At 42.3% G+C, this 26,693-nt stretch carries 21 protein-coding genes; 12 read left to right on the top strand and 9 right to left on the bottom strand.

The features are described from left to right. Window positions 1-22: 22 nt before the first annotated feature. Both J5X92_RS09790 and J5X92_RS09785 read left to right on the top strand, forming a co-directional pair. Window positions 23-3,394 (top strand): efflux RND transporter permease subunit, encoded by a 3,372-nt coding sequence (locus J5X92_RS09790; RefSeq protein WP_208805619.1) that lies wholly within the window; start codon window positions 23-25, stop codon window positions 3,392-3,394. Beyond that, complete coding sequence (locus tag J5X92_RS09785) at window positions 3,381-6,461, top strand: efflux RND transporter permease subunit (protein WP_208805618.1); 3,081 nt, start codon at window positions 3,381-3,383, stop codon at window positions 6,459-6,461. Before J5X92_RS09790 ends, J5X92_RS09785 begins: the two co-directional genes overlap by 14 nt. Before the next feature lie 115 nt (window positions 6,462-6,576). Here J5X92_RS09785 and J5X92_RS09780 read toward each other — a convergent pair whose 3' ends face one another. Together J5X92_RS09780 and J5X92_RS09775 are read right to left on the bottom strand one after the other, a co-directional pair. Then, window positions 6,577-6,894, bottom strand: coding sequence for a DUF3718 domain-containing protein (locus J5X92_RS09780; RefSeq protein WP_057792150.1), 318 nt, complete (start codon window positions 6,892-6,894; stop codon window positions 6,577-6,579). A gap of 369 nt (window positions 6,895-7,263) precedes the next feature. After that, window positions 7,264-8,058, bottom strand: a complete 795-nt coding sequence (locus J5X92_RS09775; RefSeq protein WP_057792152.1) for a DUF2189 domain-containing protein — start codon at window positions 8,056-8,058, stop codon at window positions 7,264-7,266. Between the two features lie 362 nt (window positions 8,059-8,420). Between J5X92_RS09775 and J5X92_RS09770 the strand changes: the two genes are divergently transcribed. Genes J5X92_RS09770 through J5X92_RS09760 form a run of 3 tightly spaced genes read left to right on the top strand, consistent with a single transcriptional unit; the run spans window position 8,421 to window position 11,600 of the window. Continuing rightward, window positions 8,421-9,641, top strand: coding sequence for a pyridoxal phosphate-dependent aminotransferase (locus J5X92_RS09770; RefSeq protein ID WP_057792153.1), 1,221 nt, complete (start codon window positions 8,421-8,423; stop codon window positions 9,639-9,641). Window position 9,642: 1 nt separating this feature from the next. Further along, window positions 9,643-10,242, top strand: a complete 600-nt coding sequence (yfbR, locus tag J5X92_RS09765) for a 5'-deoxynucleotidase (protein WP_057792155.1) — start codon at window positions 9,643-9,645, stop codon at window positions 10,240-10,242. A gap of 14 nt (window positions 10,243-10,256) precedes the next feature. Next, entirely contained in the window at window positions 10,257-11,600 is a 1,344-nt protein-coding gene (locus tag J5X92_RS09760; RefSeq protein ID WP_208805617.1) for an anti-phage deoxyguanosine triphosphatase, read from the top strand. Between the two features lie 42 nt (window positions 11,601-11,642). Here J5X92_RS09760 and J5X92_RS09755 read toward each other — a convergent pair whose 3' ends face one another. After that, window positions 11,643-12,701 carry an RDD family protein gene (locus J5X92_RS09755; RefSeq protein WP_208805616.1) on the bottom strand — a complete coding sequence of 353 codons (1,059 nt, stop codon included), beginning with the start codon at window positions 12,699-12,701 and terminating at the stop codon, window positions 11,643-11,645. 389 nt (window positions 12,702-13,090) lie between these two features. On the opposite strand from J5X92_RS09755, the gene msrP reads away from it, so the two are divergent. Beyond that, window positions 13,091-14,101 (top strand): protein-methionine-sulfoxide reductase catalytic subunit MsrP, encoded by a 1,011-nt coding sequence (msrP, locus tag J5X92_RS09750; RefSeq protein ID WP_208805615.1) that lies wholly within the window; start codon window positions 13,091-13,093, stop codon window positions 14,099-14,101. Next, window positions 14,101-14,763 carry a protein-methionine-sulfoxide reductase heme-binding subunit MsrQ gene (locus tag J5X92_RS09745; protein ID WP_208805614.1) on the top strand — a complete coding sequence of 221 codons (663 nt, stop codon included), beginning with the start codon at window positions 14,101-14,103 and terminating at the stop codon, window positions 14,761-14,763. Before msrP ends, J5X92_RS09745 begins: the two co-directional genes overlap by 1 nt. A 17-nt stretch (window positions 14,764-14,780) precedes the next feature. Here the strand turns inward: J5X92_RS09745 and J5X92_RS09740 are convergent, their stop codons facing one another. Further along, window positions 14,781-15,182, bottom strand: coding sequence for a YqaA family protein (locus J5X92_RS09740; RefSeq protein ID WP_208805668.1), 402 nt, complete (start codon window positions 15,180-15,182; stop codon window positions 14,781-14,783). 393 nt (window positions 15,183-15,575) lie between these two features. On the opposite strand from J5X92_RS09740, the gene J5X92_RS09735 reads away from it, so the two are divergent. The 4 genes from J5X92_RS09735 to J5X92_RS09720 all read left to right on the top strand — a co-directional run bounded on the left by J5X92_RS09735 (window position 15,576) and on the right by J5X92_RS09720 (window position 19,131). Further along, window positions 15,576-16,004 carry a deoxyguanosinetriphosphate triphosphohydrolase gene (locus J5X92_RS09735; RefSeq protein WP_208805613.1) on the top strand — a complete coding sequence of 143 codons (429 nt, stop codon included), beginning with the start codon at window positions 15,576-15,578 and terminating at the stop codon, window positions 16,002-16,004. A gap of 75 nt (window positions 16,005-16,079) precedes the next feature. Beyond that, window positions 16,080-16,607, top strand: coding sequence for a YchJ family metal-binding protein (locus J5X92_RS09730; protein ID WP_208805612.1), 528 nt, complete (start codon window positions 16,080-16,082; stop codon window positions 16,605-16,607). Between the two features lie 492 nt (window positions 16,608-17,099). After that, window positions 17,100-18,077 carry a DUF1852 domain-containing protein gene (locus J5X92_RS09725; RefSeq protein ID WP_208805611.1) on the top strand — a complete coding sequence of 326 codons (978 nt, stop codon included), beginning with the start codon at window positions 17,100-17,102 and terminating at the stop codon, window positions 18,075-18,077. 25 nt (window positions 18,078-18,102) lie between these two features. Then, window positions 18,103-19,131 (top strand): methionine synthase, encoded by a 1,029-nt coding sequence (locus J5X92_RS09720; protein WP_208805610.1) that lies wholly within the window; start codon window positions 18,103-18,105, stop codon window positions 19,129-19,131. 79 nt (window positions 19,132-19,210) lie between these two features. On the opposite strand, the gene J5X92_RS09715 is transcribed toward J5X92_RS09720, so the two are convergent. After that, window positions 19,211-20,284 carry a DUF4350 domain-containing protein gene (locus J5X92_RS09715; protein WP_208805609.1) on the bottom strand — a complete coding sequence of 358 codons (1,074 nt, stop codon included), beginning with the start codon at window positions 20,282-20,284 and terminating at the stop codon, window positions 19,211-19,213. 189 nt (window positions 20,285-20,473) lie between these two features. Between J5X92_RS09715 and J5X92_RS09710 the strand changes: the two genes are divergently transcribed. Then, a complete protein-coding gene (locus J5X92_RS09710; protein WP_208805608.1) occupies window positions 20,474-21,265 on the top strand; it encodes a hypothetical protein in 792 nt (263 codons plus the stop codon). Window positions 21,266-21,346: 81 nt separating this feature from the next. Here the strand turns inward: J5X92_RS09710 and J5X92_RS09705 are convergent, their stop codons facing one another. The 4 genes from J5X92_RS09705 to J5X92_RS09690 form a co-directional block, all read right to left on the bottom strand. Further along, window positions 21,347-22,006, bottom strand: coding sequence for a YoaK family protein (locus tag J5X92_RS09705; RefSeq protein WP_208805607.1), 660 nt, complete (start codon window positions 22,004-22,006; stop codon window positions 21,347-21,349). A gap of 153 nt (window positions 22,007-22,159) precedes the next feature. Then, window positions 22,160-22,633, bottom strand: coding sequence for an NYN domain-containing protein (locus J5X92_RS09700; protein WP_208805606.1), 474 nt, complete (start codon window positions 22,631-22,633; stop codon window positions 22,160-22,162). Between the two features lie 74 nt (window positions 22,634-22,707). Next, on the bottom strand, window positions 22,708-22,926 hold the full coding sequence (locus tag J5X92_RS09695; protein ID WP_057792179.1) for a VF530 family protein: 219 nt from the start codon (window positions 22,924-22,926) through the stop codon (window positions 22,708-22,710). A gap of 392 nt (window positions 22,927-23,318) precedes the next feature. Beyond that, window positions 23,319-26,339 carry a TonB-dependent receptor gene (locus J5X92_RS09690; protein ID WP_208805605.1) on the bottom strand — a complete coding sequence of 1,007 codons (3,021 nt, stop codon included), beginning with the start codon at window positions 26,337-26,339 and terminating at the stop codon, window positions 23,319-23,321. Window positions 26,340-26,693 lie beyond the last annotated feature (354 nt).

Raw genomic sequence — 26,693 nt, 5'->3', positions numbered from 1 at the left:
CAGCTATAAGAAGGAAAATACCATGCGTATTGTTGATATAGCGGTTAAACGCCCGGTTGCCGTGTCTATGTTTACTTTTGCTGTGCTGTTGTTTGGTATGGTCTCATTAGGTCGGTTATCGGTAAATTTACTGCCCGACCTCTCCTACCCCACGTTAACCATTAGAACCGATTACACAGGTGCAGCGCCAGGCGAAGTGGAACAACTTGTTTCTAAACCTATTGAAGAGGCTATTGGCGTAGTAAAAGGGGTAAGAAAAGTAACCTCTACTTCTCGTGCTGGCCAATCAGATGTAGTGATGACGTTTAGATGGGGTACCGACATGGATTTCGCGAGCTTAGAAGTACGGGAAAAACTTGATGTACTTCAACTTCCTCTCGATATTGAGAAACCTCGCCTGTTGCGCTTTAACCCAAGTTTAGATCCGGTTATAAAGCTGGGGCTTACTGAAGATGTGCTTTCGGGGCAACTGTCTACCGCCCAAATGAAAAGGCTACGGTTATACGGCGAACAGCAAGTGAAACGGGCCCTCGAATCTGTTGAAGGTGTTGCTGCTGTACGTGTTGGCGGTGGTCTTGAAAACGAAGTACACATTCTTATCGACCAACGTAAAGCCAGCCAGTTATCTATTCCTATTACCCGTATTATCGATCGTATTAAAGCCGAAAATGTAAACGCCGCGGGTGGTCGTATTGAAGGCGATGCTCAAGCATTCTTAGTGCGCACCCTGAATCAATTTGAAAACCTGACCGAAATTGAAAACCTTTTTATTGGCCGTTTCGAAGGTAGAAATATTCAATTAAAAGATGTGGCTAGTGTAGAAAGTGCTTATAAAGATCGTAGTGTGGTAACTCGCTTCAATGGTAATGAAGGGGTTGAGATTGCGATATACAAAGAAGGGGATGCAAATGCGGTAGATGTAGCCAAGAAAATAGCCTCTCGTCTTAGTGAAATTGAAAATGATATACCTGCGAATTACACACTGACGCAAATATACGATCAGAGTGTGTTTATAAAGCAAGCCATTGATAATGTTAAATCTGCAGCAATAATGGGCGGTCTGCTTGCCATGTTAGTGCTGTACCTATTCCTTAAAGATTTTTGGACTACTGTCATCATCTCTGTGTCAATTCCAGTATCGGTTATTGCCACCTTTAACCTAATGTACGCCAATGATATCAGCCTAAATATGATGAGTTTAGGGGGGATTGCACTGGCCGTAGGTTTGCTTGTCGACAACAGTATTGTGGTGTTAGAAAACATCGATCGCCATAAAAAGCGTAAGCAAGCCAAGTTGGCAAACGATGCTGTTGCTGATACTAGTAGTGCAAACGCCTTAACTGATGATCCCGCTGCATCGGGCACTAAGGAAGTCTCTGGCGCCATTGTCGCTTCTACACTAACCACTATGGCCGTGTTTGTACCGCTTATTTTTGTAGAAGGCATTGCAGGCCAACTGTTTAAAGATCAAGCCCTCACCGTAAGCTTTGCACTTGCCGCCTCGTTGGTTGTGGCACTTACACTTATTCCCGCCATGGCGCGAAGAAAGCAAAAAACAAAGCTTGCCCACGAAGATACGTTTTCAACGCCCGCCAAAGCGCGCCCCACTTCCTTGCTTGGGAAAATTGTCTATTTTATAAAATGGCCTTTTTCAATGGTACTTCGTTTTGTGTTTGTGTATTTGCCTGCTGCGCTAATTACCTTAGTAATTGGTGCATGGCATATTCTTGCAAAGGGCTTGTCGCTATTATTTACGCCATTGGTTTGGATATTCAACAAGGGCTTTAATGCTCTAGAGAAAGCCTATCACGGTGCCCTAATTGCTAGCTTGAAGGCCAGAACGCTTGTGGTCGTAGTAGCTTTAGTGTCAGCGGGTGGTGCGCTGCTTCTTGTCCCTAAATTAGGTATGGAGCTTATTCCCACTATGTCGCAAGGTGAATTCTCGGTAGATATTACTCTGCCCGCAGGAACACCACTAAGTACAACAGATGCAACATTATCAAACTTATCGGCAATAGCCGCGGTAGATTCAAACGTAGCAAGAACTTATGCTATGTCGGGTACAGGAAGTTTGATTAGTGCCGCGCCTAGCCAAGGTGGCGATCATTGGGGAAGACTCAATATTGTAATGAACCCTAATGCTGATACCAGCGCGGGCGAAAACACAAATGCGAGTAGCAATATGGATAAGGTAAAGGCCGCTCTACGCGATGCCCTTAACCGTTACCCGAATGTTCAAGCTACCTTTACTGAGCCTGAACTTTTTACTTTTGCCTCGCCTATTCAAGTTGAAGTCAGTGGATATGATTTACGCCAACTTCAAACCTACAGCGATAAAATTGCCCACGAGCTAAGTACACACGACAACTTCACCGATATTGCTACCAGTATTCGTGAAGGTAACCCAGAACTAAAAATTGAGTTTCATCATGCCAAGCTCTCTCGTTTAGGCCTTGATGCTGCCACGGTGTCGTCTTTAATTGCCGCGAAAATCGGTGGCCGTGTTGCCACACAATATAGCCTTGAAGATAGAAAAGTTGATGTACTGGTAAGAACCAAAGATAGCCAGCGTGACAACATAAACGATGTACGCGCCATTGTCGTAAACCCTGATGCATCACAACCTATTCCCCTTGGTGCTGTTGCTGATGTTTACATGAGCGTTGGCCCCAGTGAAATTACGCGCATTGGCCAACAGCGTGTGGCATTAATTTCAGCCAATTTAGCAAAAGGGAAGCTGGATGAAGCCGTTTCCTTGGTCAATAAGGTGTTGGACAACACGCAACTTCCCTTGTCGATGGATGCAACGGTGACTGGGCAAAGTGAAGATATGCAAGATAGCTTTAGGTCGCTGCAATTTGCCTTAGCGCTGGCTATTTTTATGGTGTACTTGGTTATGGCGTCGCAATTTGAATCACTACTGCACCCACTGCTTATACTGTTTGCGGTTCCCCTTGCTGGTGCGGGTTCAGTGTATGGCTTATGGCTTACCAATACGCCATTAAATGTGGTGGTGTTTATTGGGCTTATTATGCTGTGCGGTATAGTGGTTAACAATGCCATTGTGTTGGTTGATCGCATTAACCAATTGCGTGCTAACGGCATGGAAAAAACCGCAGCCATCATCGATGCAGGAAAAACCCGTTTACGCCCCATTGTGATGACAACCCTTACCACCATTTTAGGCTTGATGCCCATGGCATTCGGATTAGGTGAAGGCGCTGAAATACGCACACCTATGGCCATTACCGTCATTTTTGGATTGCTATTTTCTAGCTTGCTTACCCTAATACTGCTGCCGGTGCTTTACAGTCTTTTCGACAAAAAGGCATCAACCGTGGTGGTTAAAAACCAAGACTCAGCGGTTTCGGGAGGCACGTATGAAAACGCCTAATGAAAGTACGATAAAGGGTATTGGCGCATCATTAGCACGTTTTGCGTTAAACCGCCCGGTGACCATAGGCATGGTGTTTATCTCCATGCTGCTGTTCGGCGCAGTCTCTGGGAAGTTACTGCCACTAGAAAAATTCCCTGGCATCGATATTCCTGAAATGGTGGTTGAGGTGCCCTACCCCGATGCCACCCCGGTAGAAATTGAAACCATGATCACTCGTCCGGTGGAAGAAGCCATCGCCACCATGTCGGGAATTAAACGTTTGCGCGCAAGGTCGTATGAAAATAAAGCGGAAATAATCGTTGAGTTTGATTGGGATGAGAACCTTAAAGCCAAAAGTGTAGAAGCCAGAGAAAAAATTGATGCTATTCGTCACTTGCTTCCTGCAGATGTAGAGCGTGTCATGGTTTACAAGTTCAACACCAATGATATGCCTATTTTCCAACTACGGGTATCGAGCGACCGTGATTTATCCCTCGCGTATGACTTGCTAGAGCGCAACTTAAAGCGTCCTATTGAGCGTGTTGCAGGCGTATCTAAGGTTGAACTCTACGGCACACTTAAAAGGCAAATTACTATTCGGTTAGATCCGAAATTAATGACCGCCTATCAAGTTGATGTCACTGCCTTAGGGCAAAAACTGCAAGACGCCAACTTTTCTTTAACCGCAGGCTACATGTACGACAACGGCGAGAAAATACTGGTTAATCCCGTTGGGGAATTTACCGACATGGCCGATTTCGAAAACATGTGGGTTTCACCCAATGTGCGACTGTCCGACATCGCCACCATCAATTTTGAATTGCCGGAGCAAAGCGAAGGTCGTCACTTAGATAGAACCTTTGCGGTAGGCTTTAATATTTTCAGAGAGTCTGGGAGTAACTTAGTCGAAGTCTCGTCTGCCGTGATGGAGGTGATTGAGGATGCCAAGTCTGACCCTGCCTTTACCGGTATTAACCTGTTTGTTATGGACGATGTGGCAAAAAGTGTAACCTCATCACTGTCTGATTTGCTAAGTGCTGGGTTGTTAGGCGCATTACTTTCTATCGTGGTGCTGTATTTGTTTTTACGCCAACTGACTACGACATTAATTGTGGTGCTTTCGGTCCCTTTCTCCATTTGCATCACCTTAGGGGTAATGTACTTATTGGGCTACACCCTAAATATTTTATCCTTAATGGGGTTAATGTTAGCGGTGGGAATGTTGGTTGATAATGCGGTGGTTATTACCGAAAGTATCTTTCAAGAACGACAACAAGATAACAACATTAGCCGCGCCACTCAGCGTGGGGTTAACAATGTCAGCTTGGCGGTTATTGCAGGAACCGCTACAACGGCCATTGTATTTCTACCTAATATTGTTGGAGTGAAAATTGATGTCACAATATTTTTAGAGCACGTCGCCATAGCCATTTGTATCTCACTGTTCGCCTCGTTGTTTATCGCTAAAACCTTGATCCCTTTGCTCACTACAAAAATAGCGATTCCCGAAGCGAAGGAAAACAGTACGCCAGGCTATATTTCGAGATATGGGCGAGTTTTGTCATGGGTAATGGTAAATCAAGGAAAAACATCACTGATTGCTTTGGGTATTCTACTCTCTACTATTATTCCTATGCAGGTAGTCACCTCTGATGATGAAGGTAACGATAACCAAGAACGTATATGGCTTAATTATCACGTTACTCAGAACTACACGCTTGATGAAGTAGAAAAAACGGTGGATAAAATGGAGGCGTTTTTATATGAAAATCAAGAACGCTTCCATATTAAGCAGGTGTATACCTACTTTACGCCAGGACATGCGGTAAGTGGAATAACCCTAAACGACGACCTTCCTGTCACTGTGGGGGCTATTAAAGAAGATATTCGGGAAAACATGCCTGCCTTTGTTAGAGCTCGCCCCTCATTTCAATGGGACAGTGGCAATGGTGGCGGTGTTCGCATTACTTTGTTGGGTGAATCTTCAGATACCCTGTTAGAAATATCAGAGCGCCTTATTCCTATCATCGCTAATATTGATGGCCTCACCGACGTAAAAGCCGATACTGGTTCTAAACGTGACGAACTGCAAATTCGAATTGATAGAGAAAAGGCAAACCGGTTAGGCATTCAAGTGAGTGACGTAGCTCAGCTTGTGGCTACAGCATTAAGAGGCGCTAATTTACGCACATTTCGATATGGTGATGCGGGTGAAGTTAATGTTCAACTTCGCTATGGCAGCGATGTTCAAAAATCACTAGATGCACTTAAGCATATTAATATTGGTTTTAATCAAGACCGAGCAATCACCCTGGCAATGGTGGCGGATTTCTCGGTAGTGCAGCAGCTTTCGCAAATTAATCGAAGCTACCGGCAAACGGCGTTAGCTATTGGTGCCAACTTACAAGACGATGCCACTATAGAAGACGCGAAAGTACGCATTCAACAAGCCCTTGCGCACATCGAATTACCTACTGGTTACCAGTGGACGCTTGATGGCAGTTTTTCACGTCAAGATGAGGCCAACGGCGTGATGCAAATGAATATGCTGCTCGCGTTGTGCATGATTTATGTGGTGATGGCTGCGCTATTTGAATCGCTAGTGTTGCCTACCTCGGTAATTACGTCGTTACTCTTTTCATTCACTGGCGTTTTTTGGGCGTTTATGGTCACTGGTACTCCCATGTCAATAATGGGCATGATAGGCATGCTAATTCTAATGGGAATAGTGGTGAACAACGGGATTGTGTTAGTAGATAGAATTAACCAACTGGTTAATGAGGGAATAACCCTGTATGACGCAGTTGTGCTGGGGGCACAATCTCGTATTAGACCTATTCTGATGACAGTGGCAACAACCGTACTCGGCCTGGTACCGCTAGCAATGGGTGCAACAAGAATAGGTGGCGACGGACCGCCTTACTCGCCAATGGCAATTGCCATTATTGGTGGGCTAGTGTTCTCCACCATGACCAGTTTATTTTTGGTGCCGCTTGCTTATGTGTTACTTCTAAAGCTGCGTTTTAATACTCAGCGAATGATAGTTAACGGGCAAGCTAGAATAGCTAAACTTATTAAAGTGTAATCGCGTAGCTGCAAAGACTAAGCTGTAAATAGTGTAAAGACATTACTTACGTAGCGGGTGTTTCTGCTGATAAAACGTAACAGCGCAGCCACCCGCTAACTTAGTAAACGCACAATTAACTACGTGACGTTAGGTATTCGTGAACTGAGTTGGCATCACGCTCAACAGAGAACTTAATTAAGTTAACACCATTACATGTTAAACCGTCTTCTGCAGTAACCATGCGTAATACTTCACGTTGGCTAGCGCCAATACGACCTACGTTGCGGGCAAGATTTGAACGCAATACTTTAATATCATCAAGTACAACCGCTTTACAGAAACCAGAAAATTGTGTTTCGCCTACAAAGCGAACGTCTTTTTCTGGGGCAGCGTTAGCGTTAACAGCAAAAGCTAGTGCAGCAGTAGCAGCTAAAGTTTTAAGTAATTTCATCATTAGATCCTCAAAGGTTTTGGCAAACTCGTAAAAGCAGTTCAAAGAAGGTATTCCCTGAGTGCCCTTTATTTATGACCTAAAATGGAAATTAATGCTGTTTAAAGATTGTATAAGGTGAGTAAACTAACGGTAAATCAGAATGTTACTAAGTCTTTAACAAACTATACGCCTGATTTATATAGACTTATTAGTTTGAATTATAACGGTTCGTTATAGGTGAGGGATTTTTACTATTAAAAAGGTCTAATACTTTTGTCTATTACTGTACAAAAAAAAGCCTTTTGTATGAAATTTTCACAAAAAAAGACGAGTTAACTTGATGCAATTAGGTCAACCCGCCTTATTTTGTTGTAATAAAACTACATTTTAATCATATTTTCTTGCGCGTTTTGTAGAAATGGCGTCGATGTATGCATGCCATGACGCATAACCAATTAGCGGCATTAATATGATGAAGCCAACAAATCCTGTAACGAAGCCGATGGCTACCGCCGTAAATATAATGGCGCCCCATATAAGCATGGGAACTTTGTTTACCCATACTGCGTTAACACTCGTCAGTAACGCCGTGGCCAAATCGACTTTTCGTTCCATTAATATAGGTTGAGTGAACGCAGTCACAAATAACATGGCTAAGGTGAAACCCGCACCGACTATTGAACCCAGTACCAGAAATGGCATCAAACTCTCAAGGGTGGTTTCAATGTTTGAAGGATACAATGCGTGAATAAGTGATGCTACACGTAGCCAAAAAATCATCATTACCATTAGCAATATGCCAAACCCCCACTCATTCACAGCGTTTCTTCGCATCGCTCGCAATGAATGCATAAAGGTAGGCTTGTGCCCTTTTTCTAATTCCCAGCTTACATCGTATAAACCTGCAGCTAAGAAAGGACCAATCAACATGAAACACACAATGGCAGGCATTATCACTAGATGCCAACCTGTCATTTCTACCAAGTACATTATGAACCAGGGGATTACGGCAAACATAACGCCATACACCGCGGTTAAAATAGGTGTACGCATTGCGTCACGTAAACCAAGTGAGAGCCATTTTATAGGATCGCCTATATCGAGTTCCTTACAAGGGATCACCCTTGCAATACCGCTTTGAGTTATCGCATTTTCTGGGGTTTCTTTAAAATGGTGCGACATAATGAGAACTACCTCTGCTATTACACGTAAAAGGTGTTGGCGCGCCCATCCTAATGCGCCGTACTTATACGATAGGCCGATTCACTTAATTTTACAATTAATTAACAAGATTTTAGCCTTTTTGATAAGTTTTTATTTCTAATTGGCTGTTAATTGGTGATTTTAATTTATGAAGTTTTTTTTAATATTGTGTTTAACAATCAATTTTTAGGTAATTTCAGTCAGTTTTATGATGTAAACCACAATTAGCCGTACACTTTTCAACCAAATCGAAATATTTTTCACGTTTAGCGCTAAATTAGGCTTCGCAAGGGTATGTGGTTTACGTTAACCTCAAGGTCTGTAAATTAACCAGATAGACCATGAAAACTGTATCTCGCTCACACAAATTAGATAACGTTTGTTATGACATTCGCGGCCCCATTGCGGCGCAAGCTAAAAAAATGGAAGATGAGGGCCACCGTATTTTAAAACTAAATATTGGTAACCCTGCCCCATTTGGCTTTGAAGCTCCCGACGATATTCTTAAAGACGTTATTCATAACCTGCCCACTTCTCAAGGATATTCAGATTCAACGGGAATTTACGCAGCACGTGTGGCCGTTATGCAGTACTACCAACAGCGTAATATTCAGCATATCCGCGTAGACGATGTTTACATTGGTAACGGCGTTAGCGAATTGATAATGATGGCCATGCAAGCGCTACTTAATCATGGCGACGAAGTACTGATCCCAAGCCCTGATTATCCACTGTGGACCGCCGCGGTAAGTTTGTCATCAGGCTCTCCAGTACATTATCGTTGTGATGAACAAGCGGGCTGGTTCCCTGACTTAGACGACATCAAAAGCAAAATCACCAGCAAAACTCGGGCTATTGTATTAATTAACCCAAATAACCCTACTGGCGCTGTTTACGATAAAGCCTTGTTGCAAGACGTAGTCAATTTGGCAAGAGAACATGGCTTGGTTGTTTTCAGTGATGAAATTTACGATAAAATTTTATACGACGATGCCGAACATACCTGTATTGCCTCTCTTGCTGACGATGTATTTTTCGTTACCTTTGGTGGCCTGTCTAAAAATTACCGCGTAGCAGGTTTTCGGTCTGGTTGGTTAGTGGTTAGCGGCAACAAACGCTTAGCCAAAGACTATATTGAAGGCTTAAATATTCTTTCTTCAATGCGAATGTGTGCAAACGTGCCTTGCCAAAGTGCAATTCAAACGGCGTTAGGTGGGTATCAGAGTATTAATGACCTAGTGAAAGACACGGGTCGTCTGCGTATTCAGCGTGATGTGGCGGTAGACATGCTTAACAGCATCGATGGCATACACTGCGTTAAACCCAAAGGCGCGATGTACTGCTTTGCCCGAGTTGATGAGAAAAAATTCAACATAAACAATGATGAGCAGATGATTTTAGATTTGCTGCGCGCTGAAAAGATTCTATTAGTGCACGGTAAAGCGTTTAATCTGACTGACGGCGTTTATTTCCGTTTAGTGTTTTTACCGCATAGTGATGTGCTAGTTCCGGCGCTTCACCGTATAGGTAACTTCTTTCAACACTATCAACAAGGCGCTTAACGTGTCAGATAAAAGTCATTTTTTTGCTCACCTTGCCCGATTAAAGCTTATTAATCGCTGGCCACTTATGCACAACGTACGTACTGAAAACGTTCAGGAGCATAGCTTACAAGTGGCCATGGTGGCGCATGCCCTCGCCTTAATAAAGAACAAGTTTTTTGGCGGAACATTAAATGCAGAACGCATTGCGACTATCGCGATGTTTCACGATGTGTCGGAGGTATTAACCGGCGACTTACCCACACCGGTAAAATACTATAATCCAGACATCAAGCATGAATACAAAAAGATTGAAAAGATAGCCGAAAACATTTTAATCGACATGGCACCAGACGCATTCAAAGAAGATTACGCTTCACTCATTGATGCTAATTTTCACACTGAAGAAGAGGCTTTTATTGTTAAAGCTGCCGATGTGCTATGTGCCTACTTGAAAACCTTAGAAGAACTTTCAGCAGGAAATCAAGAATTCAAACTGGCTAAAAAGCGGTTAGATAAGATTTTAAAAGAGTATCATTCAGATGAAGTCGATTATTTCTTAACCCGCTATGTACCTAGCTTTTCGCTTAGCTTAGACGAGATTACCCAGGAAGAAATTTAGAAAAGGAACACACTGTGACAGTACAAAAGTGGGAACAAGATTTACACGCACGCAGACTGCCGCGCAGTGTTTCTCGCGATGGCGATCATCGTAATCCCTACCAGCGAGATAAAGCTCGCGTACTGCACAGTGCCGCTTTCAGGCGTTTACAAGCCAAGACCCAAGTATTAGGTGTTGGCCTAAGTGACTTTTATCGCACTCGCCTTACTCATTCTTTAGAAGCCGCGCAAATAGGCACAGGCATTACCGCCCAATTAAGCGGTAAGTTTCCAGATATCGCCAGCAAATTAGCCCTTGATGCCACGCTCATTGAAACCTTGTGCCTAGCCCATGATATCGGCCACCCGCCATTTGGTCACGGTGGTGAAATTGCCCTTCATTATATGATGCACGAACATGGGGGCTTTGAAGGAAACGGACAAACGTTTCGTATAATTACTCAGCTAGAGCCCTACACTGCCGAGCATGGCATGAACTTATGCCGCCGAAGTGTATTGGGCCTTGTGAAATACCCCAATTTTATTGACACCCTAACAGCCCCTAAGGTTAACGGTGAACGCCCCGCTTCATTACGCCAAGTAAAAGCCAGCGAATGGCATCCGCCTAAAGGCTTGTTTCGCTGTGACGAACCTTTATTCGATTGGTTACTAGCGCCGTTTAGCGCCTCTGACAAAGACAGGTTGATGTCTTTTAATCAATTTGATACCAAGCACAGTAAAACCCGTTTTAAGTCTTTTGATTGCTCAATTATGGAGCTTGCGGATGATATCGCCTACGGCATCCACGATTTAGAAGACGCGATTGTAATGGACATGGTGAACCGACAAGATTTTATTAGTGATGTCACCCTTCCGCTTAAAGCACTAGAGATAAAATGGTTATCAGATAACATTGATGAACTTACCGATAAGCTTTTCAGCAAAGCCCATCACGAGCGAAAAAACGCCATTGGCGCTCTGGTAAATAGTTTTATTACGGCCATAGAAATCGCCGATGTAGAAGGCTTTGAGCATCCACTGCTTGCCTATAATGCCAAAATGCCTAACGATTTCGAAAGTGGTTTAGAGCTATTTAAGCGCTTTGTGTATAAAAAAGTGATTCGTCGCCCTGATGTACAGCAGCTTGAATATAAAGGCCAAATGGTCGTGATGGAGTTATTAGAAGCCTTTAGTTCTGATCCTGAACGTCTATTGCCTGAAAACACCCAAGAGCGCTGGTTAAAAGCCTGCGAACAAAATAACGGCATGCGAGTGCTTGCTGATTATATTTCCGGTATGACCGATGAGTTTGCCTCACGGTTATATGGAACACTCTTTTCCCCTCGACAAGGTGGCATTCAAGACAGCTTCCATATCTAGCGTTAAGTGGGAAATAGGGTTATTTAGTTATGTTACGCAAGACTAATCTTTAACCGCATCAGCTACAGTTTCTGCATTTACAACTTGGTCCACACTCCCCTGAATAACCACGGTGGCTGATATTTTATCCTGAATGGCCTGTCTGTTTGGATCCCAGTAAACCTGTAAAAAGCCTAATAACCCCGTCGCAAAACCTGCTCCGTAGCCGCCGTACCGGCCAAAGCAATCAAGCATGCCAAGTGGCTCACCGCTTAGCGCAACCACGCGAATATTACATACTTTTTTACCTGGAGTTTGCCCGCGCCAAAGTAATGAGAACAAGGTAAAGTACACAGCAGCCCAACCAAAACCAAGACCTAGGTCTTGTATAATGCCTTTGCCCCACTGCAAAATACTGGTTACAGGTGTCGTGTTGTTTTCGTTTGTATTTTCGTTTGTATCTTGGCCCGTAATACTCTCTGGCGCTAAATCTACATTTTCAACATCATCTGCTGCAATAGGTTCATCGTCGGCTATGACCATTAAGTGCAATAGCGTGCGAGTAACTTGACTATTTCCAGCGTCTTCAAGTTCAGCAAGCTCAGGCAATTGAGCAACTAAATTAGCGCTAGCAGCACTTTGGCAAATATCATCGCAGTTTTTATCGTCGTCTGTTTGCGCTAAATATGTGCGTATTATTGATTTATCATGCTCACTTAACTCATCTTTTTGTTCTGCTTTGTTTATTTGTGTTCCTTGTAGAGTGCTATCGCCTTCAAAGAAGTCTATTGCTAACGAGAGTACCGTTAGCGAGCTTACAAATAAAAAGCTTGCTGCAAAAAGCTTTAGGGCTCTGCGCCAAAACGACGACATTTTAGGAAGGTATTGTTGTGCTGTGCCTTTATAAAAAGCCATAGCAGCAACAAAGGCAATTAACGTTGCGCTAAGCTTTGCAGCCATAAATATTAAAATGACATCAATGATCATTGCTATTGCGCGTTTAATAGGTGGAGCCAAGGGAATGCCTAATAGCGCTTGGTCAACTTTAAAGGCATACGGGGTGATTACATCTCTGGTTTCTGAGCCAGTTAGCGCTAATTGCTCTATTTCGTTGGCTTTCATTTTTATACTTGTTATTAAAATACGTAAACCATTTAAGTTACGCGCTTTTCATTTTTAGCTCAAGCTAAAGCTATTGATTACTATGCATAAAAAAGCATAATACGTTTAATTGGCATCACTTATTACCACAGCGTCTCGTTGTGTTCTTTTTAATTCATGAAATTTTATTCTTATTAAATGGGTCTTCATTTATACGCGATAAATCTGTAGTTACTTTTTATCAAATTCGCGGGTGTAATACCGTGTAATACTGCGCGTGTAATACATGGTGCAATCTTAAAACCTTGCCTTCACGTAAGTAATGTAATCACGGTGCCTTCGCGCGAAGTCGACGTCACCTGCTTTTCAGTTTTTAATGTCTAAGCGCGCTCAATAATTATGGTGTAAGTATGTCTAAACCTTTTAAGCCTTCAGTAAAGCTAACCGACAATCATGTTACCGATGAAAATGTTTATCTTAATCGTCGTAAGTTACTAAAGTCTCTTGGCTTTGTCGGTGCTTCCGCGTTGTTATCAAACCCCGCGAATGCCGCTGGGTGGTTTTGGGAAGATGATGAAGAGAAAGCAGAAGCATTCAAAACCCAAGCGCTTAAATTTAGTCAGCCTGAAAAATACCAAATTAGCGAAACCCAAACACCAGAATCCAAAGCGACTTCTTATAATAACTTTTATGAGTTTGGCACTGCCAAAGATGAGCCGGTTAAAAACGCGCAAGAATTCGATACCTCTGAGTGGACATTAAAAGTCGATGGGCTGGTGAAAAAACCACTCACACTGAATCTTGATGATCTAACGAAACGTTTTCCTCTTGAAGAGCGAATCTACCGCCTTCGTTGTGTAGAAGCCTGGTCTATGGTTATTCCTTGGATTGGTTATGAGTTAGGCGCGTTATTAAAAGCTGCAGAGCCCTTGTCGTCAGCTAAATATGTTGCGTTTGAAACCCTGTACGAACCTGAGCAAATGCCGGGGCAACGCAACCGTTTCCTTGGTGGGGGTATTGAATACCCTTATGTTGAAGGTCTGCGTTTAGATGAAGCTATGCACCCTCTCACGCTGATGTCGGTAGGGCTTTATGGTAAAACCCTACCGCCGCAAAATGGCGCACCTGTTCGTTTAGTGGTGCCATGGAAATACGGTTTTAAAAGTATTAAGTCGATTGTGCGCATTCGGTTAACCGATAAGCAGCCCCCCACTACATGGAACCGTTTAGCGTCTAACGAATATGGCTTTTACGCTAATGTGAACCCAGATGTATCACACCCTCGTTGGAGCCAAGCTAGCGAACGCCGTATTACCACCGGTGGCTTGCTATCACGTAATAGAATACCTACCGAAATGTACAATGGTTACAGCGAAGTGGCGCCGCTTTATGCAAACATGGATTTAAGCCGTTACTTCTAATGAAATTATTTAAAAAACCAGTTCGTGTTTCAAATTTAGCTCGCAGGTCATTAAAAGGTGTCATTCACATACTGGCACTTGGGTATCTCGTTGGCCTTTTTTACGCGGGCGTTACCGACAATTTAGGCCCAGATCCTGTTGATACCTTGTTGAATGAAACCGGTATATGGGCAATACACCTTTTGCTTATTACGCTGATGTTGAGTCCATTAGCAAAAATACTGCCTAGCCCTGAGCCAATTAAGTTTAGGCGAATGCTAGGGATATATAGCTTTGTCTATGCGTTGTCACATTTTGCGACTTACATTCTGTTCGAACTGCAACTGGACATGAGTTTGATTGCTACCGAGCTGGTTAAGCGCCCCTACATTGTCGTAGGGCTAACCGCCTTGCTTCTACTCTTCGTATTAACGATAACGTCTTTTCAAAAAATACGTCGAAGCATGGGCAAGCGTTGGCAGATTTTACACAACAGTATTTATTTAATAGTCCCTTTGGCGTTACTTCACTTTTCGTGGTCACAAAAAACCATATGGCAAGAACCCATATGGTATTGGCTGTTTGCCTTTGTATTGTTATTTAACCGAATTAAAGGCTTGGTGACTACTGCACTTAAAAAGCATGCTCGCAATAAAAACCGGAAACACGCTACTCAGACTTAACGCGTACTCGGGTGGAATCAGCGAGTGATAAAAAACAACAGCGCGGCATATCGCGCTGTTTTGCTAATTCCTACTACTAATAAGAAAAACCAAAAGCGCGTACGCAAGGTACCCGCTAACAGAGTTAATGGGTCGCCAATAATTGGCACCCAGGCTAATAGTAATGACCATTTCCCCCATTTTTTATACATGACTTCAGCCCGCATAAAGGTAGCGTGGGAAACGCGCAGCAATTTTGTTGCTACCAACTGGCCGTAGCGAAAGCCCAATACATAATTGACGATTGAACCCAACACGTTACCAAAAGACGCAACAACCAGTAACACTAGCGCAGATGAGCCATTTAGCGCCAAAGTGGTTAATACAAGCTCAGAGCTTAACGGTAATATTGTGGCAGCAAGAAATGCTGAAACAAACATACCTATATACCCTAGTGCTATTAAACTGCTCACTGAAAATTACGCCTTATTTTTTGCTGCTAGGTTCACCCCGACGTGTTTAACCTAGTGAAATTCTGTGCGGATGTAGTTTACCTAAGTCGCCAATTTAGTCATTAAGTTTGCTTACCTATTGATGGCAGTACTCTTGACCTCTAACATCTGTGCGCTGAAGACATTGATATTGCTACATTTATGCGCAAATAACTCCCCCTCTGTAAATCGCCATTTCAATTCAAAAGTATTTAAGAAGTATGCATTGTGTGAAAAAAACACAATTTAATGCTTGCAATCCTTTCAACTTAAAAATACTGTATACACATACACACTGTATATATATCCAGTCTAAAAGATAACTTACGAAAAGGTAACGCTATGAACACTTCATCAATTGCACGTTTACAGGCATTACGTACCTCAGTGACCAATAAGTCTGTTTCAAGCACCGCTATTTCTAACGTTGTACAACTCCCCTTACCTTTCGAAGGTTATCCAGGCGAAGGGAAAGGTGGCACAAGTAAAGGTTGGAATTATCTATTAGCCGATTCAGTGTCATTTTCAAAAGAAGTCGACCACGCCATTCGTATTCAAAAACCTGAAAAGGAAAAAATGCCAGAGTGGATAAGCAAGCTGATAACGGGCGGTCAGTGTAGAACACTGTATGTTGAAAATATTGATTTAGATTTACAGCCTACCGACAGCGATATGATCAGAAAGCTTTGCGAACTTTATTCAGTATGTTTGGTAAATGTAAGAGTAGATTCAGCGTTAAATGAAGGCAACCTTGCAGTAGGACCATGGTAATTCGCTTAATTTACCGTTAGCATTGCGCCCGCGTATATATTCAATAGCGCACTGCTAACTTGGTTGTAAAAAATTATGCGATGTTATTGCTGTTCAAATTTACCATTTTCTTCATGTTGTGAACCTTTTTTAAAAGGGCAAGCCACACCTCAAACTGCTGCTCAGTTAATGCGTTCTCGTTTTTCTGCCTATGCCAGTAAGCAATTCGATTATGTACTGGCTACCTACACAAAGGAGCGTCAACCTGAATTAAGTGTTGATGAATTAACTGCTAATGCAGCTAATGCCACGTGGTTTGCACTGGAAGTGGGTGAAACTGGAAATGTCTCGCTTATTGCCCAAGCTGAAGGGGTGGCTGAGGCCGCAACACAAAATAATGAAGGGGCGACAGATACGGTAGATTTCACCGCTTATTATTTTGAAAACAAAAATCTTTATCAGTTACATGAAACTTCGAACTTTATTGTTGAAGATGGCCAGTGGCGCTACCACGACGGTATACTTCATGATGATTGCGGCAAAGTAAAATACGGCCGTAACTTACCCTGCCTTTGCGGTAGCGGGAAAAAATTTAAGCAATGCTGTGCAACTAAAACACGGTAGTGCCTGTTTGACCACGGTAGTGCCTGCTTGACCAGGGTAGTGGCTGCTTAAGCCGTGTTGCAGCCCCCATTCTGTGTTAATACAAAACATTTTTAAAGCTGTTTAACAGCTCCTCATTTTCTTTAATATGTTCAAAACCCGAAGTAATTTAACCTGTTAACTCGGGCCTTTGGACCGTTTGATTCCATTCTTTTTATTCATAGTTTTCATCTTTCACATCGCTTCATATAAGCAGATTGCTTCTAAGACAGAGCAATTACCTAATAATTTTATATTTTAAAATCGACAATTATGAGTAAAGCTCATCGCTTAATGAAATTAAATCATTTTTATTCATCGATAAATCTGCGTATAAAACCCTCTCTGCTCGACACAACTAATGTATTGCATTCGTTTTTAATTAGCCGCTACAAGCTTAATTGAAAAATACAGAACAGTTGTACTGAGCAAAAAAATTTGGGTTTATGTTCACAAATGGAATGTCAGATCACCATGAATAACACTTTTACTTTTTCGCTTAATCGCGTTTGTTTTGATGAGAATTACCGTCCATCTGATAACACACGTATCACCACCAATTTTGCTAACTTGGCTAGAGGTAATCGACGTCAGGATAATCTTCGAAACGCATTAAAAATGATAGACAATCGTTTCAATGCCCTTGCGTATTGGGACAATGTTAACGGCGATCGTTATTCGGCAAAGCTTGAAATTATATCGGTTGATATTGATGTTGAAGGTAACGGTTCTACCTTTCCTACTATTGAAATACTAAAAACAAATATTTTTGATCGCAAAACCAATACAACCATTGAAGGAATTGTGGGGAACAATTTCTCGTCTTATGTTCGAGACTACGATTTTAGCGTGATCTTATCTGAGCACAATAAAAACCAAACCCAATTTAGTATTCCTAATGATTTTGGTGATTTACACGGGAAGTTGTTTAAAGCATTCGTAAATTCAGACGTTTACAAAGAAAGCTTCAGCAAATCGCCTGTTATTTGCCTAAGTGTTTCTGAAAACAAAACTTACCAAAGAACTGAAAATCAGCACCCTGTATTAGGTTTTGAATATCTACCTGATGGCTCATCGTTAACTGAGCAGTATTTCCAAAAGATGGGCCTGCAGGTTCGCTATTTCATGCCGCCTAATAGCGTTGCACCTTTGGCATTTTATCATTTTGGTGATCTACTAAACGATTACACCAATCTTGAGCTGATAAGCACCATTAGCACCATGGAAACATTCCAAAAGATTTATCGCCCTGAGATTTACAACGCTAACGCGGTTGCCGGAAGAGTGTATCAACCTAATTTAAAACACCAAGATCATTCACTCACACAAATAGAATATGACCGAGAAGAACGTAATCACTTAGCGGCTCAGCAAGGTAAGTTTGTTGAAGAGAATTTCATCAAGCCTTACCACAATATTCTTCAGCAATGGTCTGCAAACTGCGCCCTTTAACTCATTCAAACGTGTAGTACATATTATGAAAAAATTATTACCTACTTCAATTGCCGGCAGTCTGCCTAAACCGTCTTGGCTTGCACAACCTGAAACACTTTGGTCACCTTGGAAATTAGACGGTGACGAACTGACTCAGGGGAAGCAAGACGCGTTACGTCTTTCATTACTTAACCAGCGACAATCTGGCGTTGATATCATTAGTGATGGTGAACAAACTCGCCAACACTTCGTGACCACTTTTATTGAACATTTAAACGGTGTTGATTTTCAGCAGCGTAAAACGGTAAAAATCCGCGATAGATATGATGCCAGTGTACCTATGGTAGTTGGTGAAGTAACTCGCCAAAAAGCGGTGTTTGTTGATGATGCTAAATTTCTTCGTCAACAAACTGATCAGCCCATCAAATGGGCACTTCCTGGCCCCATGACTATGGTAGATACCCTTTACGACAGTCATTACAAAAGTCGCGAAAAACTTGCCTGGGAATTTGCGAAAATATTAAACCAAGAAGCCAAAGAGTTGGAAGCTGCAGGCGTTGATATTATTCAGTTTGATGAACCTGCATTTAATGTCTTTTTCGATGAAGTGAATGATTGGGGAATAGCGGCACTTGAACGTGCTGCTGAAGGGCTAAAGTGTGAAACTGCCGTTCATATTTGCTATGGCTATGGCATTAAAGCCAACACCGACTGGAAGAAATCATTGGGCACAGAGTGGAGACAATACGAAGAGATTTTTCCAAAACTGCAATCGTCTTCTATCGACCTTATTTCACTAGAGTGTCAAAATTCTCGAGTCCCCATGGAATTGATCGAGTTGCTTCGTGGCAAAAAAGTCATGGTTGGTGCCATTGATGTAGCTACCAATGCTATTGAAACACCTGAAGAAGTCGCTAACACGCTTAGAAAGGCCTTACAGTTTGTTGATGCCGACAAACTATTCCCTTGTACCAACTGTGGCATGGTGCCCTTGTCACAACATGTAACCCGCGGAAAACTCAATGCATTAAGTGCAGGTGCTGAAATTATTAGGCAAGAACTGACGCGTTAATGCTAACGTCCTAATTGCTATTACAGAGCTGACATTGAGTTTGCATTTGCGCTTACTCAACTTTGTTGGTCAGCTCTGCTTAGTTCGCTAGCCAATGAATAATATTAAGTAAAAATCGTTCGTTTTGTTCAGCCCCCACCGACCTCATACCATGCTTCTTACCTGTTCGAGTATCGATTTGAGAAGAAAACATCATGCCTTCAGAAAACACCGCAACGCGCCCCCTGCCCAATTCCAACAAGGCACCCTGACTCCAGCCTTCGATATCTCTTCGAGGCGTGCTTGACGTTATTTCAAAAGGAACTTCTGGCTCAATAGATACCGCACGTGGCCCTAGAGTTAACAATGAAATAGCCGCTTCTGGTGGTAAAAAAGCAGCGCCGCCAAATGTTTTAACTTGAATCACTTCTTTTGTGTGCAACTGACTGTTTAATACTGATGTAAATGCGCCATGTGGACTTTCTTGCATAAAAACCGGAAGTTCGACATGGTTTGGGTGTTTAGTTTCAAGATCGGCTTCAGGATCTGCTATAGGATCGGCTTCAGAATTAGCATTAGCACTAAAATTATCATCTTGCGTAGCATCTTCATGTGCATAGCTTTCTACATACGTTACTGCATGGCTTACCAGAGTCCCCGTTGATTTGTTAAACAATGTTGCCTTAACGTGGCCATTGGTAAACGTGAAGCCCAGCCCTGTTGCTAGGCTTTCAATCACTTTTGGAAAAGGAGCGTGATCAGCAATAAGAAAAAGAGAACCGCCGTTACGTACCCACTCAACCACATCAGTCACTTCCTCATTAGTTAGCGCTTGGTTAAACGGGGGTTGCCAGTTGCTTCGCTTTTTATCAAGGGCGTTGGCGATAACAAGAATATCCACATTTTTAAGGGCCTGTTGGCTGAAACTTACCTTGTTTGATTCAACCGTGACGCCGTCGCTCAGCAACACCTGAGCGAAGGGTTTGAAGCGATTATTAATGTTAAGAAAATTGTGGTGAGCTTCATCAACCCTCACTACTGGGCTGACATTTGCAGTGTAAGTTGCTGTTCGCTTGTAGGGTTCAAATGTCGCATCTGCTTGCTGAGGGCTGTCAGTGCACGAAACCACTAAAAGCACATTGAAAAGAATAGCTATTCTCGCCATAGCTTTCATTAACACGTCCTTATGAATAACTTCTAGAGTAAAAAGAATAAAAATAAAGCTAAATATTTCATAGTATTAAAGGCATCTTCGACTGTAATTAGATTATTTTCCAATCATTTTTGTAATTTTTATTTTTTGCCCGTGACTATAGCTTTGAAGGTTAATTAATAATCACCAAAGCATACACAGGGATTCACAATGACGGCACAAACTTCAGTAAATCATAATGAGTTAGCGTTAGAAGCCACTGATTCATACGGAAACGATGCTTGCGGAAACACTACTTGCGGCAATAAGCCCAACGCAACTAGTACCTACAAGAATCATAAAGCGCATTTAAATACCAATGTGTGGTTCAAACAAGGTTGGCAGCTCTTTAAGCAGGCCCCTTTTTCATTATTTGCTCTTATGCTGAGCCCGTTAATCATTGAAGGTCTGCTGCAGCTATTAGCTGGCCCCGTAGCGCTAGTTCTATCCAAATGGATAATGGTGCCAGTTATTGGCGCTACTTGGCTTTGCATTCATAACTTGGCAACAAAAGGAAAAGTATGGTCATTCTCTGCAATAAGCAATGCATCATGGGGAAAATTTTTACTTATTAGCCCTCTCCTTTTGCTCCCCTTTTTAAGTCAGCTTATGTTTTCTTGGTTACTACTTGGAAGTAGCGGTGTAGATTTACTTTTATTCCAACAGTTTATTGATATAAGCGCACATACATTAGGCTTAATATTCTCATCGGCAGTCCCACTCATAATGCTATTACTTTTTGTTGCGCCACTAATGCTAATAGCTAAGCGCTCTTTCAAACAAAGCATGACAACAACCTTTTCGATTGTTTCTGCACAGCCTATATCTTTCGCCATATTGTTCGCGCTAAACACCTTAGTTATTTACTTTGCACCTCACACCTTTGGTTTGTCTGTGTTACTTGCAAGCCCAGTGTTAGCTTGTATCCACTATGGCGCAGTTAAGCCAGCCATATGTAAATGATAAATAGCCTTTAAAATAAACCAACAGAAAGGCCGCTCATATCAGCGGCCTTTTTAACGTTTACCATTGCCAATGTTTCGCTCATGCCGCTTTTCGTAAATACACGTTATAAATCACCGCAATCATTAGGCATACGCTAGCCGGCGCAATAAGCGAGAAAAACTGAAACTTGCCAAATAAGATAGCGCCAGCTGTACCACCAAAAATGAAACCGGTAATAATGAGTAAGAATAGCTTGGCTTTTCTGGTATCTAGCTTTTCTCCTCGGCATAAGGCGCCAAGCATAATACCTAAATCGGTGAAAATACCGGTAACGTGAGTGGTTCGAATAATAGCGCCGCTATAGGTTGTAGCTAACGCATTTTGAAGCCCGCAGGCCGCTGAGGCAAAAAAATGGCCGACAAACTGTTCGTTATACAAAAACGCCATTGCAACAAGCAATAATAGCGACTCTATCAAAAGGGCAGTATCGTAATGTCGCCCCAGTTTCAATGTAAAACCATGCAGTAAGAAGCCTGCAATGGAAGCGCCAGCAAGGAAAGAAAGCAAGACGCCTATAAGATGAAATGCATTTTGCAAAGAGCCTTGATAAACACCAGTACCTAGTAAAGTGGCAGTACCTGATAGGTGCGACACAGATTGATGGTCAAAACCAAGCAGCCCAATCGCGTTCACATAACCCGCCACCAGCGCTAAAATAAACGCGCCGAGCTCTACCCACTTAGGTAGCTGTGAAATCATGATACCTCGCCTATTTCATATTCAGATAAGGCTAGCATACTCGCAACAACACAGAATCAATCTGACCAATATCAATAAAAGCCGTGATAATAGACGCTTATGTGTCTATCAGCAGCACTGACATAGTTTAAGTACATGACATAAATACATAGATTAGCGCAGTAACAAGTCGCCTTGCACAGGAACGTATTTACTGGCGGCCTTTATAAGAGAAACCGAAGTAAGTTCTTGAACGCCATACACTTCTACCTCTTTACCTTTGTCTACTAGCTTACTGGCCAGCAAATCAAAGTCGCCATCCCCTGTGGCAAATACAATGGTGTCAGCTAATTCAGCGTACTCCATAGCATCAATGGTAATGCCTACATCCCAATCGCCTTTCGCTGAACCATCGGCACGCTGAATGAATGGTTTTAACTTCACTTCAAAGCCAATACCACGCAGGATATTTTGAAACTCTCGCTGCTTTGTATCGCCGCGCTCAATAGCATACGCCACCGCTTTCACCACGTTCCGACCTTCGGTAGCTGTGCGCCAAAACTGATTGTAGTCAAAATTGCACTTGTGAATTTGTCGGGTGGTGTAGTAAATATTCTGAACGTCGACGAAAAGCGCAACGTTATCCATGGTTATTCCTTATGAGAGCGAGAAGGCTCAGCCTTTTTGGTGTTAATGACTAGCTTGCCTTTAGCGCGGGTAGATTAGCTAAATGTACGAATATATAACGCTTCAACTTTGTCTCTCGCCCACTGAGTTTTGCGCAAAAACTTCAGTGAAGATTTAACAGAAGGGTCGTTGTTGAAACAGTTCACCCTAATTTCTGCGTACAAGCCTTCCCATTGATAATGTTCAACAAGACGAACAAGGATTTTTTCAAGGGTAAGCCCGTGAAGAGGATTGTTTGGCTGCTGTTGGTTCATAATGCTAATTCCGAATAGAAACAAATACGTATCGCGATTAATCAGCTCGCTACTACGTTGATTTTGTTATTTTAACAGAGTATGCAGTCATACCCTTCGAAAAGTTGCAACGTGTTAGGCTCACGACGCCAAATGTGTGAAAAAGATACTTATCTTTCACCAGCTTGGTACTGCCGATTTATAAAAATAAAATAGTAAGTATTTCGAGTCAGTTCTTGTAGAACCTTGCATTCCTATATGCTCTGATTGTGTCGTCTAATTGTATTCAATACCTACTTTAACCAATAAACTTGAAATTAGGTTTACATATAGACACAAAAAAGCCCGGCGCATTGCCGGGCTTTTAAATTACTAGTACATACCTAGCGACTTGCTAAGTAAGGTAATAGATTTTAGTAACGCGCTTCGAAAGATAAACGAACTGAACGCGGGGCTTGCCAAGAGTATGCAGCACCGTATAGCGGGTTGGTTGTACCCTCTTCAATTTCGTAATGCTCATTCGTCGACGTTGACTCCTGAGAATTAAGTACATTGAATATATTAAACGATAGACGCATATCAACTTCTTGGTAGCTGAACATATACGCTGCTGATACATCTAAGTTAAATATCCACGGCGTACGCCCTACTGAACCACGAGGGCTGTAACGATACTCTTTGTCTTCTTGAGCACAAACCTCGTCACCTGTTAGCGTAGCTGAACAACCCGTAAGGATGTAATAAGTATCACCATAGCTGCCGTATACGTTAGCGTCATCATCTGGGTAACCTTGTCCAAATGCACTCAGTGGACGACCGCTTTGTAGCGATGAGTTAAAGCCAACAATGAAGTCTTCTGTCACATCATACGAGCCATATAACTTGAATGTATGACGACGATCGTTTGGCTGATAACCATCTGCACCGTCCATCAATGCAGGGAAATCGAAATCTTGCGTGATCCCCGCATCAGCTTGATCGATATCAGATTTAACCGCCCCTTCAAAGTTACCAACGCTTCGTGCCCAAGTGTATTGAAAGTTCAGACGATAGCTATCTTCGATGTAGTTCAACTTAAGCTGTAACGAAGTATATTCGTTTTTACCTTCTGGTAGTTGCAAAGTTTCAGCTGAGTGAGTGGTCAAAGACCCCTCATCAGCAACACCGTCAAATAAAGCCAGCTTGTCTGCATCAAGCGAAGAACCATCCCAATAGTAACCGTCTTTGTACCAGCTCATATCACTACCTGGGTTTAGCATAACGCAGTATGGGTATGCATAAATACCACAATAGTCATCAAGAGCACTGGTTACTTCACGATAAGTACCCGTAATTTCCGCAGTTAATTGGTCATTAACAGTAAACTGGTAACCTAAAATATATTCGTCACGTGAAAACGGATCTGCTTCTTGTGCTTGGAAGGTATCTTGAGTCGGAACTGCTGATACTGATGAAGCAGTTTGAGAATTTGCAACGCTACCATTAACGGGTGTTGCACCTATAGGTGCGCCGGTAACAGGGTCAATATCGTCAAAGGTATAGTAAGTAGTAGTATCACTTACACCCGATGCAGCGCGATAGATAGTGTTGTTAGCAATTGGAAGATAATAACGACCATAGTTACCATAAAGTTTTGAATCGCCATCGCCATTTACATCCCAGCTAAAACCTAAGCGAGGAGCAATGTCGGTATCAAAATCAAACAGCGTTTTACCCGTTGTACCCGCACCTTCAAACAAGTCTTTACGTAAACCGATACTCAGCATTAGGTTTGATGTAACCTGCCACTTATCTTCGATGTAATAAGCTGTTAGTTCAGATTCAAATGAACCGCCACCATCGAAGATACGATCAGAAACTAAGTCTTGTTCTGAACCAGTAGAGTTTGTATAAAGACTACCAATATCACCTTGAATATTAGAGCCTGATGCAAGCGAGAAGTATCTGTATGAGTGACCGCCAACTGGTTGTGTAACCCGAGTTGTAGCACGGTCTTGCTTATCGATACCCGCTTTGATTACGTGATCACCAATATAATATTCTACATCAAAACGATATTGCGTGTTTTCATCGAAGTTATCTCCGTATGAACCACCCGGGCCACACTGTGGTGCCTTATCTGCTGCTGGAATTGTACGTTGGTCAGTTACCGTAGGACAGTCAAGGTTAGTAGGCGTTGTTTCATATTGGGTTTCAATTTCACCCCACATAGCAGAAACCGATAGATCGTCAGTGATATAACCTGTGTAAGTAAGGCTCTGTGCTTCACCACCACGCTTTCTAAGGTATGAACCTTGGTACTCACCTACTGTTTCATTTTCTGCATCGTAGCCATATACGTCTTCGATTGCGTCATTTTGATCAGAGTATGCGAAGTAACTTAAACGGTGACCTTCAACGATATCCCAATCAATTTTTGTTCCCCAGAATAAGTTGTCAGTACCATCAGACTCGCGGTACCGCATCTGATCAACGCCTGCATATTCATCATAAACAGCACCATAGGTGAAATCTTTTGATACAGAACGTGGATTAACCAATGCATATATGAATAGCTTATCTTTAATGATTGGACCTGCAGCAGAAATACTGTAATCCCACTCTTCATCTTCGTCATTGCGTGTATCTCGGAATATATCTCCCGTACCACCTAGACCCCTAGATACTGAACCTTCTTCTTGTAGCGAAGACGGTGACCAGTTAGCTGTAAAGTCAAACTGCCAGTCATTAGTTCCGCTCTTGGTAACTGCATTGATTAGGCCGCCCGTAGCACGACCAAATTCCGACGAAAATCCACCTGTCTTAACTTGAAATTCTTTATACATTTCAAATGGAACAGCACCACAGCCTAAACCTTGACGAGTATCAGTTACTTCTAGACCATTAATATAACAAGCATTTTCAGCTACAGAAGCACCGCCAAAAGAAGCTACGTTGCCGAAGCCTGAATCGCCTTGTACAACGCCTGGTGCCAATAATGCTACCGCAGTAATATTTCTTGCTATCGGCATGCGATCAATTTCAGCTTCACCTAATACCAAACCAGAGTCGGTTGAAGAAAGGTCGATTACTGAAATACGTGCACCAGTAACTTCGATGCGCTCTGCATTCATAGCGCCAAGGTTAAAGTCTGCTTGTTTATTAGAGCCTAGTGTTACTCTAAGTGAATCTTCGGCTAGCACTGAATCACCACGTTTGATAGTGATGGTGTAAGTACCCGTTTCCATTTTTGCGAAGCGATAGCTTCCATCATTTGCTACAGAAACCGTGCGTGAAAAACCTGTTTCTGGATTTACAGCAGTTACAGTTAAGTCTGTACTGTTATTCGATTCAACAACACCAGTAATACTTGAAGTGCTTCCAGCTGCAAACACTGGACTCGATAAGCCAAGTGTGGCACCTATCGTTAACGCGATTAAACTCTTTCTAGTCATGATCGTTTCCCTGATTGACCTATTATAGTCAGTAATTTTATTGTTTATTTATGTTGTCAGCTTAGTGATTTAAAGCTCGAAAAGATGTTAAGCAAGCCAATGTGTAAAAACAACGTAAAGTTCAATTTCGTCGCTGAACAACCCTAATTCAGAGATGAAATGCAAAAATGAACAAGATCCATAGAAAACATGCTAATTTTTTTATACTTATGGTTGACGATTCCTGATGTAAGTAAATGTTGTACAAATTTTCATGAGTGTCAGTTTTCAGAAATTTTTCAAGGAAAGCGTAAAGTCAAGTAGGTCTATTATGGATATCCTTCTAGCTATTTGTATCTTGAGCATTACGCCTAA

The sequence above is a fragment of the Alteromonas sp. K632G genome (genome assembly GCF_017653625.1).
GTDB classification, from domain to species: domain Bacteria; phylum Pseudomonadota; class Gammaproteobacteria; order Enterobacterales; family Alteromonadaceae; genus Alteromonas; species Alteromonas naphthalenivorans.
Note: the sequence above shows the minus strand (reverse complement) of the source record. Positions and strands in the feature narration are given on the sequence as shown.

Bases quoted from the DNA above. Each gene is read 5' to 3' on its own strand.
- J5X92_RS09790 (WP_208805619.1), top strand. From the start codon at position 23: ATGCGTATTGTTGATATAGCGGTTAAACGCCCGGTTGCCGTGTCTATG.
- J5X92_RS09785 (WP_208805618.1), top strand. From the start codon at position 3,381: ATGAAAACGCCTAATGAAAGTACGATAAAGGGTATTGGCGCATCATTA.
- J5X92_RS09780 (WP_057792150.1), bottom strand. From the start codon at position 6,894: ATGAAATTACTTAAAACTTTAGCTGCTACTGCTGCACTAGCTTTTGCT.
- J5X92_RS09775 (WP_057792152.1), bottom strand. From the start codon at position 8,058: ATGTCGCACCATTTTAAAGAAACCCCAGAAAATGCGATAACTCAAAGC.
- J5X92_RS09770 (WP_057792153.1), top strand. From the start codon at position 8,421: ATGAAAACTGTATCTCGCTCACACAAATTAGATAACGTTTGTTATGAC.
- J5X92_RS09755 (WP_208805616.1), bottom strand. From the start codon at position 12,701: ATGAAAGCCAACGAAATAGAGCAATTAGCGCTAACTGGCTCAGAAACC.
- msrP (WP_208805615.1), top strand. From the start codon at position 13,091: ATGTCTAAACCTTTTAAGCCTTCAGTAAAGCTAACCGACAATCATGTT.
- J5X92_RS09745 (WP_208805614.1), top strand. From the start codon at position 14,101: ATGAAATTATTTAAAAAACCAGTTCGTGTTTCAAATTTAGCTCGCAGG.
- J5X92_RS09740 (WP_208805668.1), bottom strand. From the start codon at position 15,182: ATGTTTGTTTCAGCATTTCTTGCTGCCACAATATTACCGTTAAGCTCT.
- J5X92_RS09735 (WP_208805613.1), top strand. From the start codon at position 15,576: ATGAACACTTCATCAATTGCACGTTTACAGGCATTACGTACCTCAGTG.
- J5X92_RS09730 (WP_208805612.1), top strand. From the start codon at position 16,080: ATGCGATGTTATTGCTGTTCAAATTTACCATTTTCTTCATGTTGTGAA.
- J5X92_RS09725 (WP_208805611.1), top strand. From the start codon at position 17,100: ATGAATAACACTTTTACTTTTTCGCTTAATCGCGTTTGTTTTGATGAG.
- J5X92_RS09720 (WP_208805610.1), top strand. From the start codon at position 18,103: ATGAAAAAATTATTACCTACTTCAATTGCCGGCAGTCTGCCTAAACCG.
- J5X92_RS09715 (WP_208805609.1), bottom strand. From the start codon at position 20,284: ATGAAAGCTATGGCGAGAATAGCTATTCTTTTCAATGTGCTTTTAGTG.
- J5X92_RS09710 (WP_208805608.1), top strand. From the start codon at position 20,474: ATGACGGCACAAACTTCAGTAAATCATAATGAGTTAGCGTTAGAAGCC.
- J5X92_RS09705 (WP_208805607.1), bottom strand. From the start codon at position 22,006: ATGATTTCACAGCTACCTAAGTGGGTAGAGCTCGGCGCGTTTATTTTA.
- J5X92_RS09700 (WP_208805606.1), bottom strand. From the start codon at position 22,633: ATGGATAACGTTGCGCTTTTCGTCGACGTTCAGAATATTTACTACACC.
- J5X92_RS09695 (WP_057792179.1), bottom strand. From the start codon at position 22,926: ATGAACCAACAGCAGCCAAACAATCCTCTTCACGGGCTTACCCTTGAA.
- J5X92_RS09690 (WP_208805605.1), bottom strand. From the start codon at position 26,339: ATGACTAGAAAGAGTTTAATCGCGTTAACGATAGGTGCCACACTTGGC.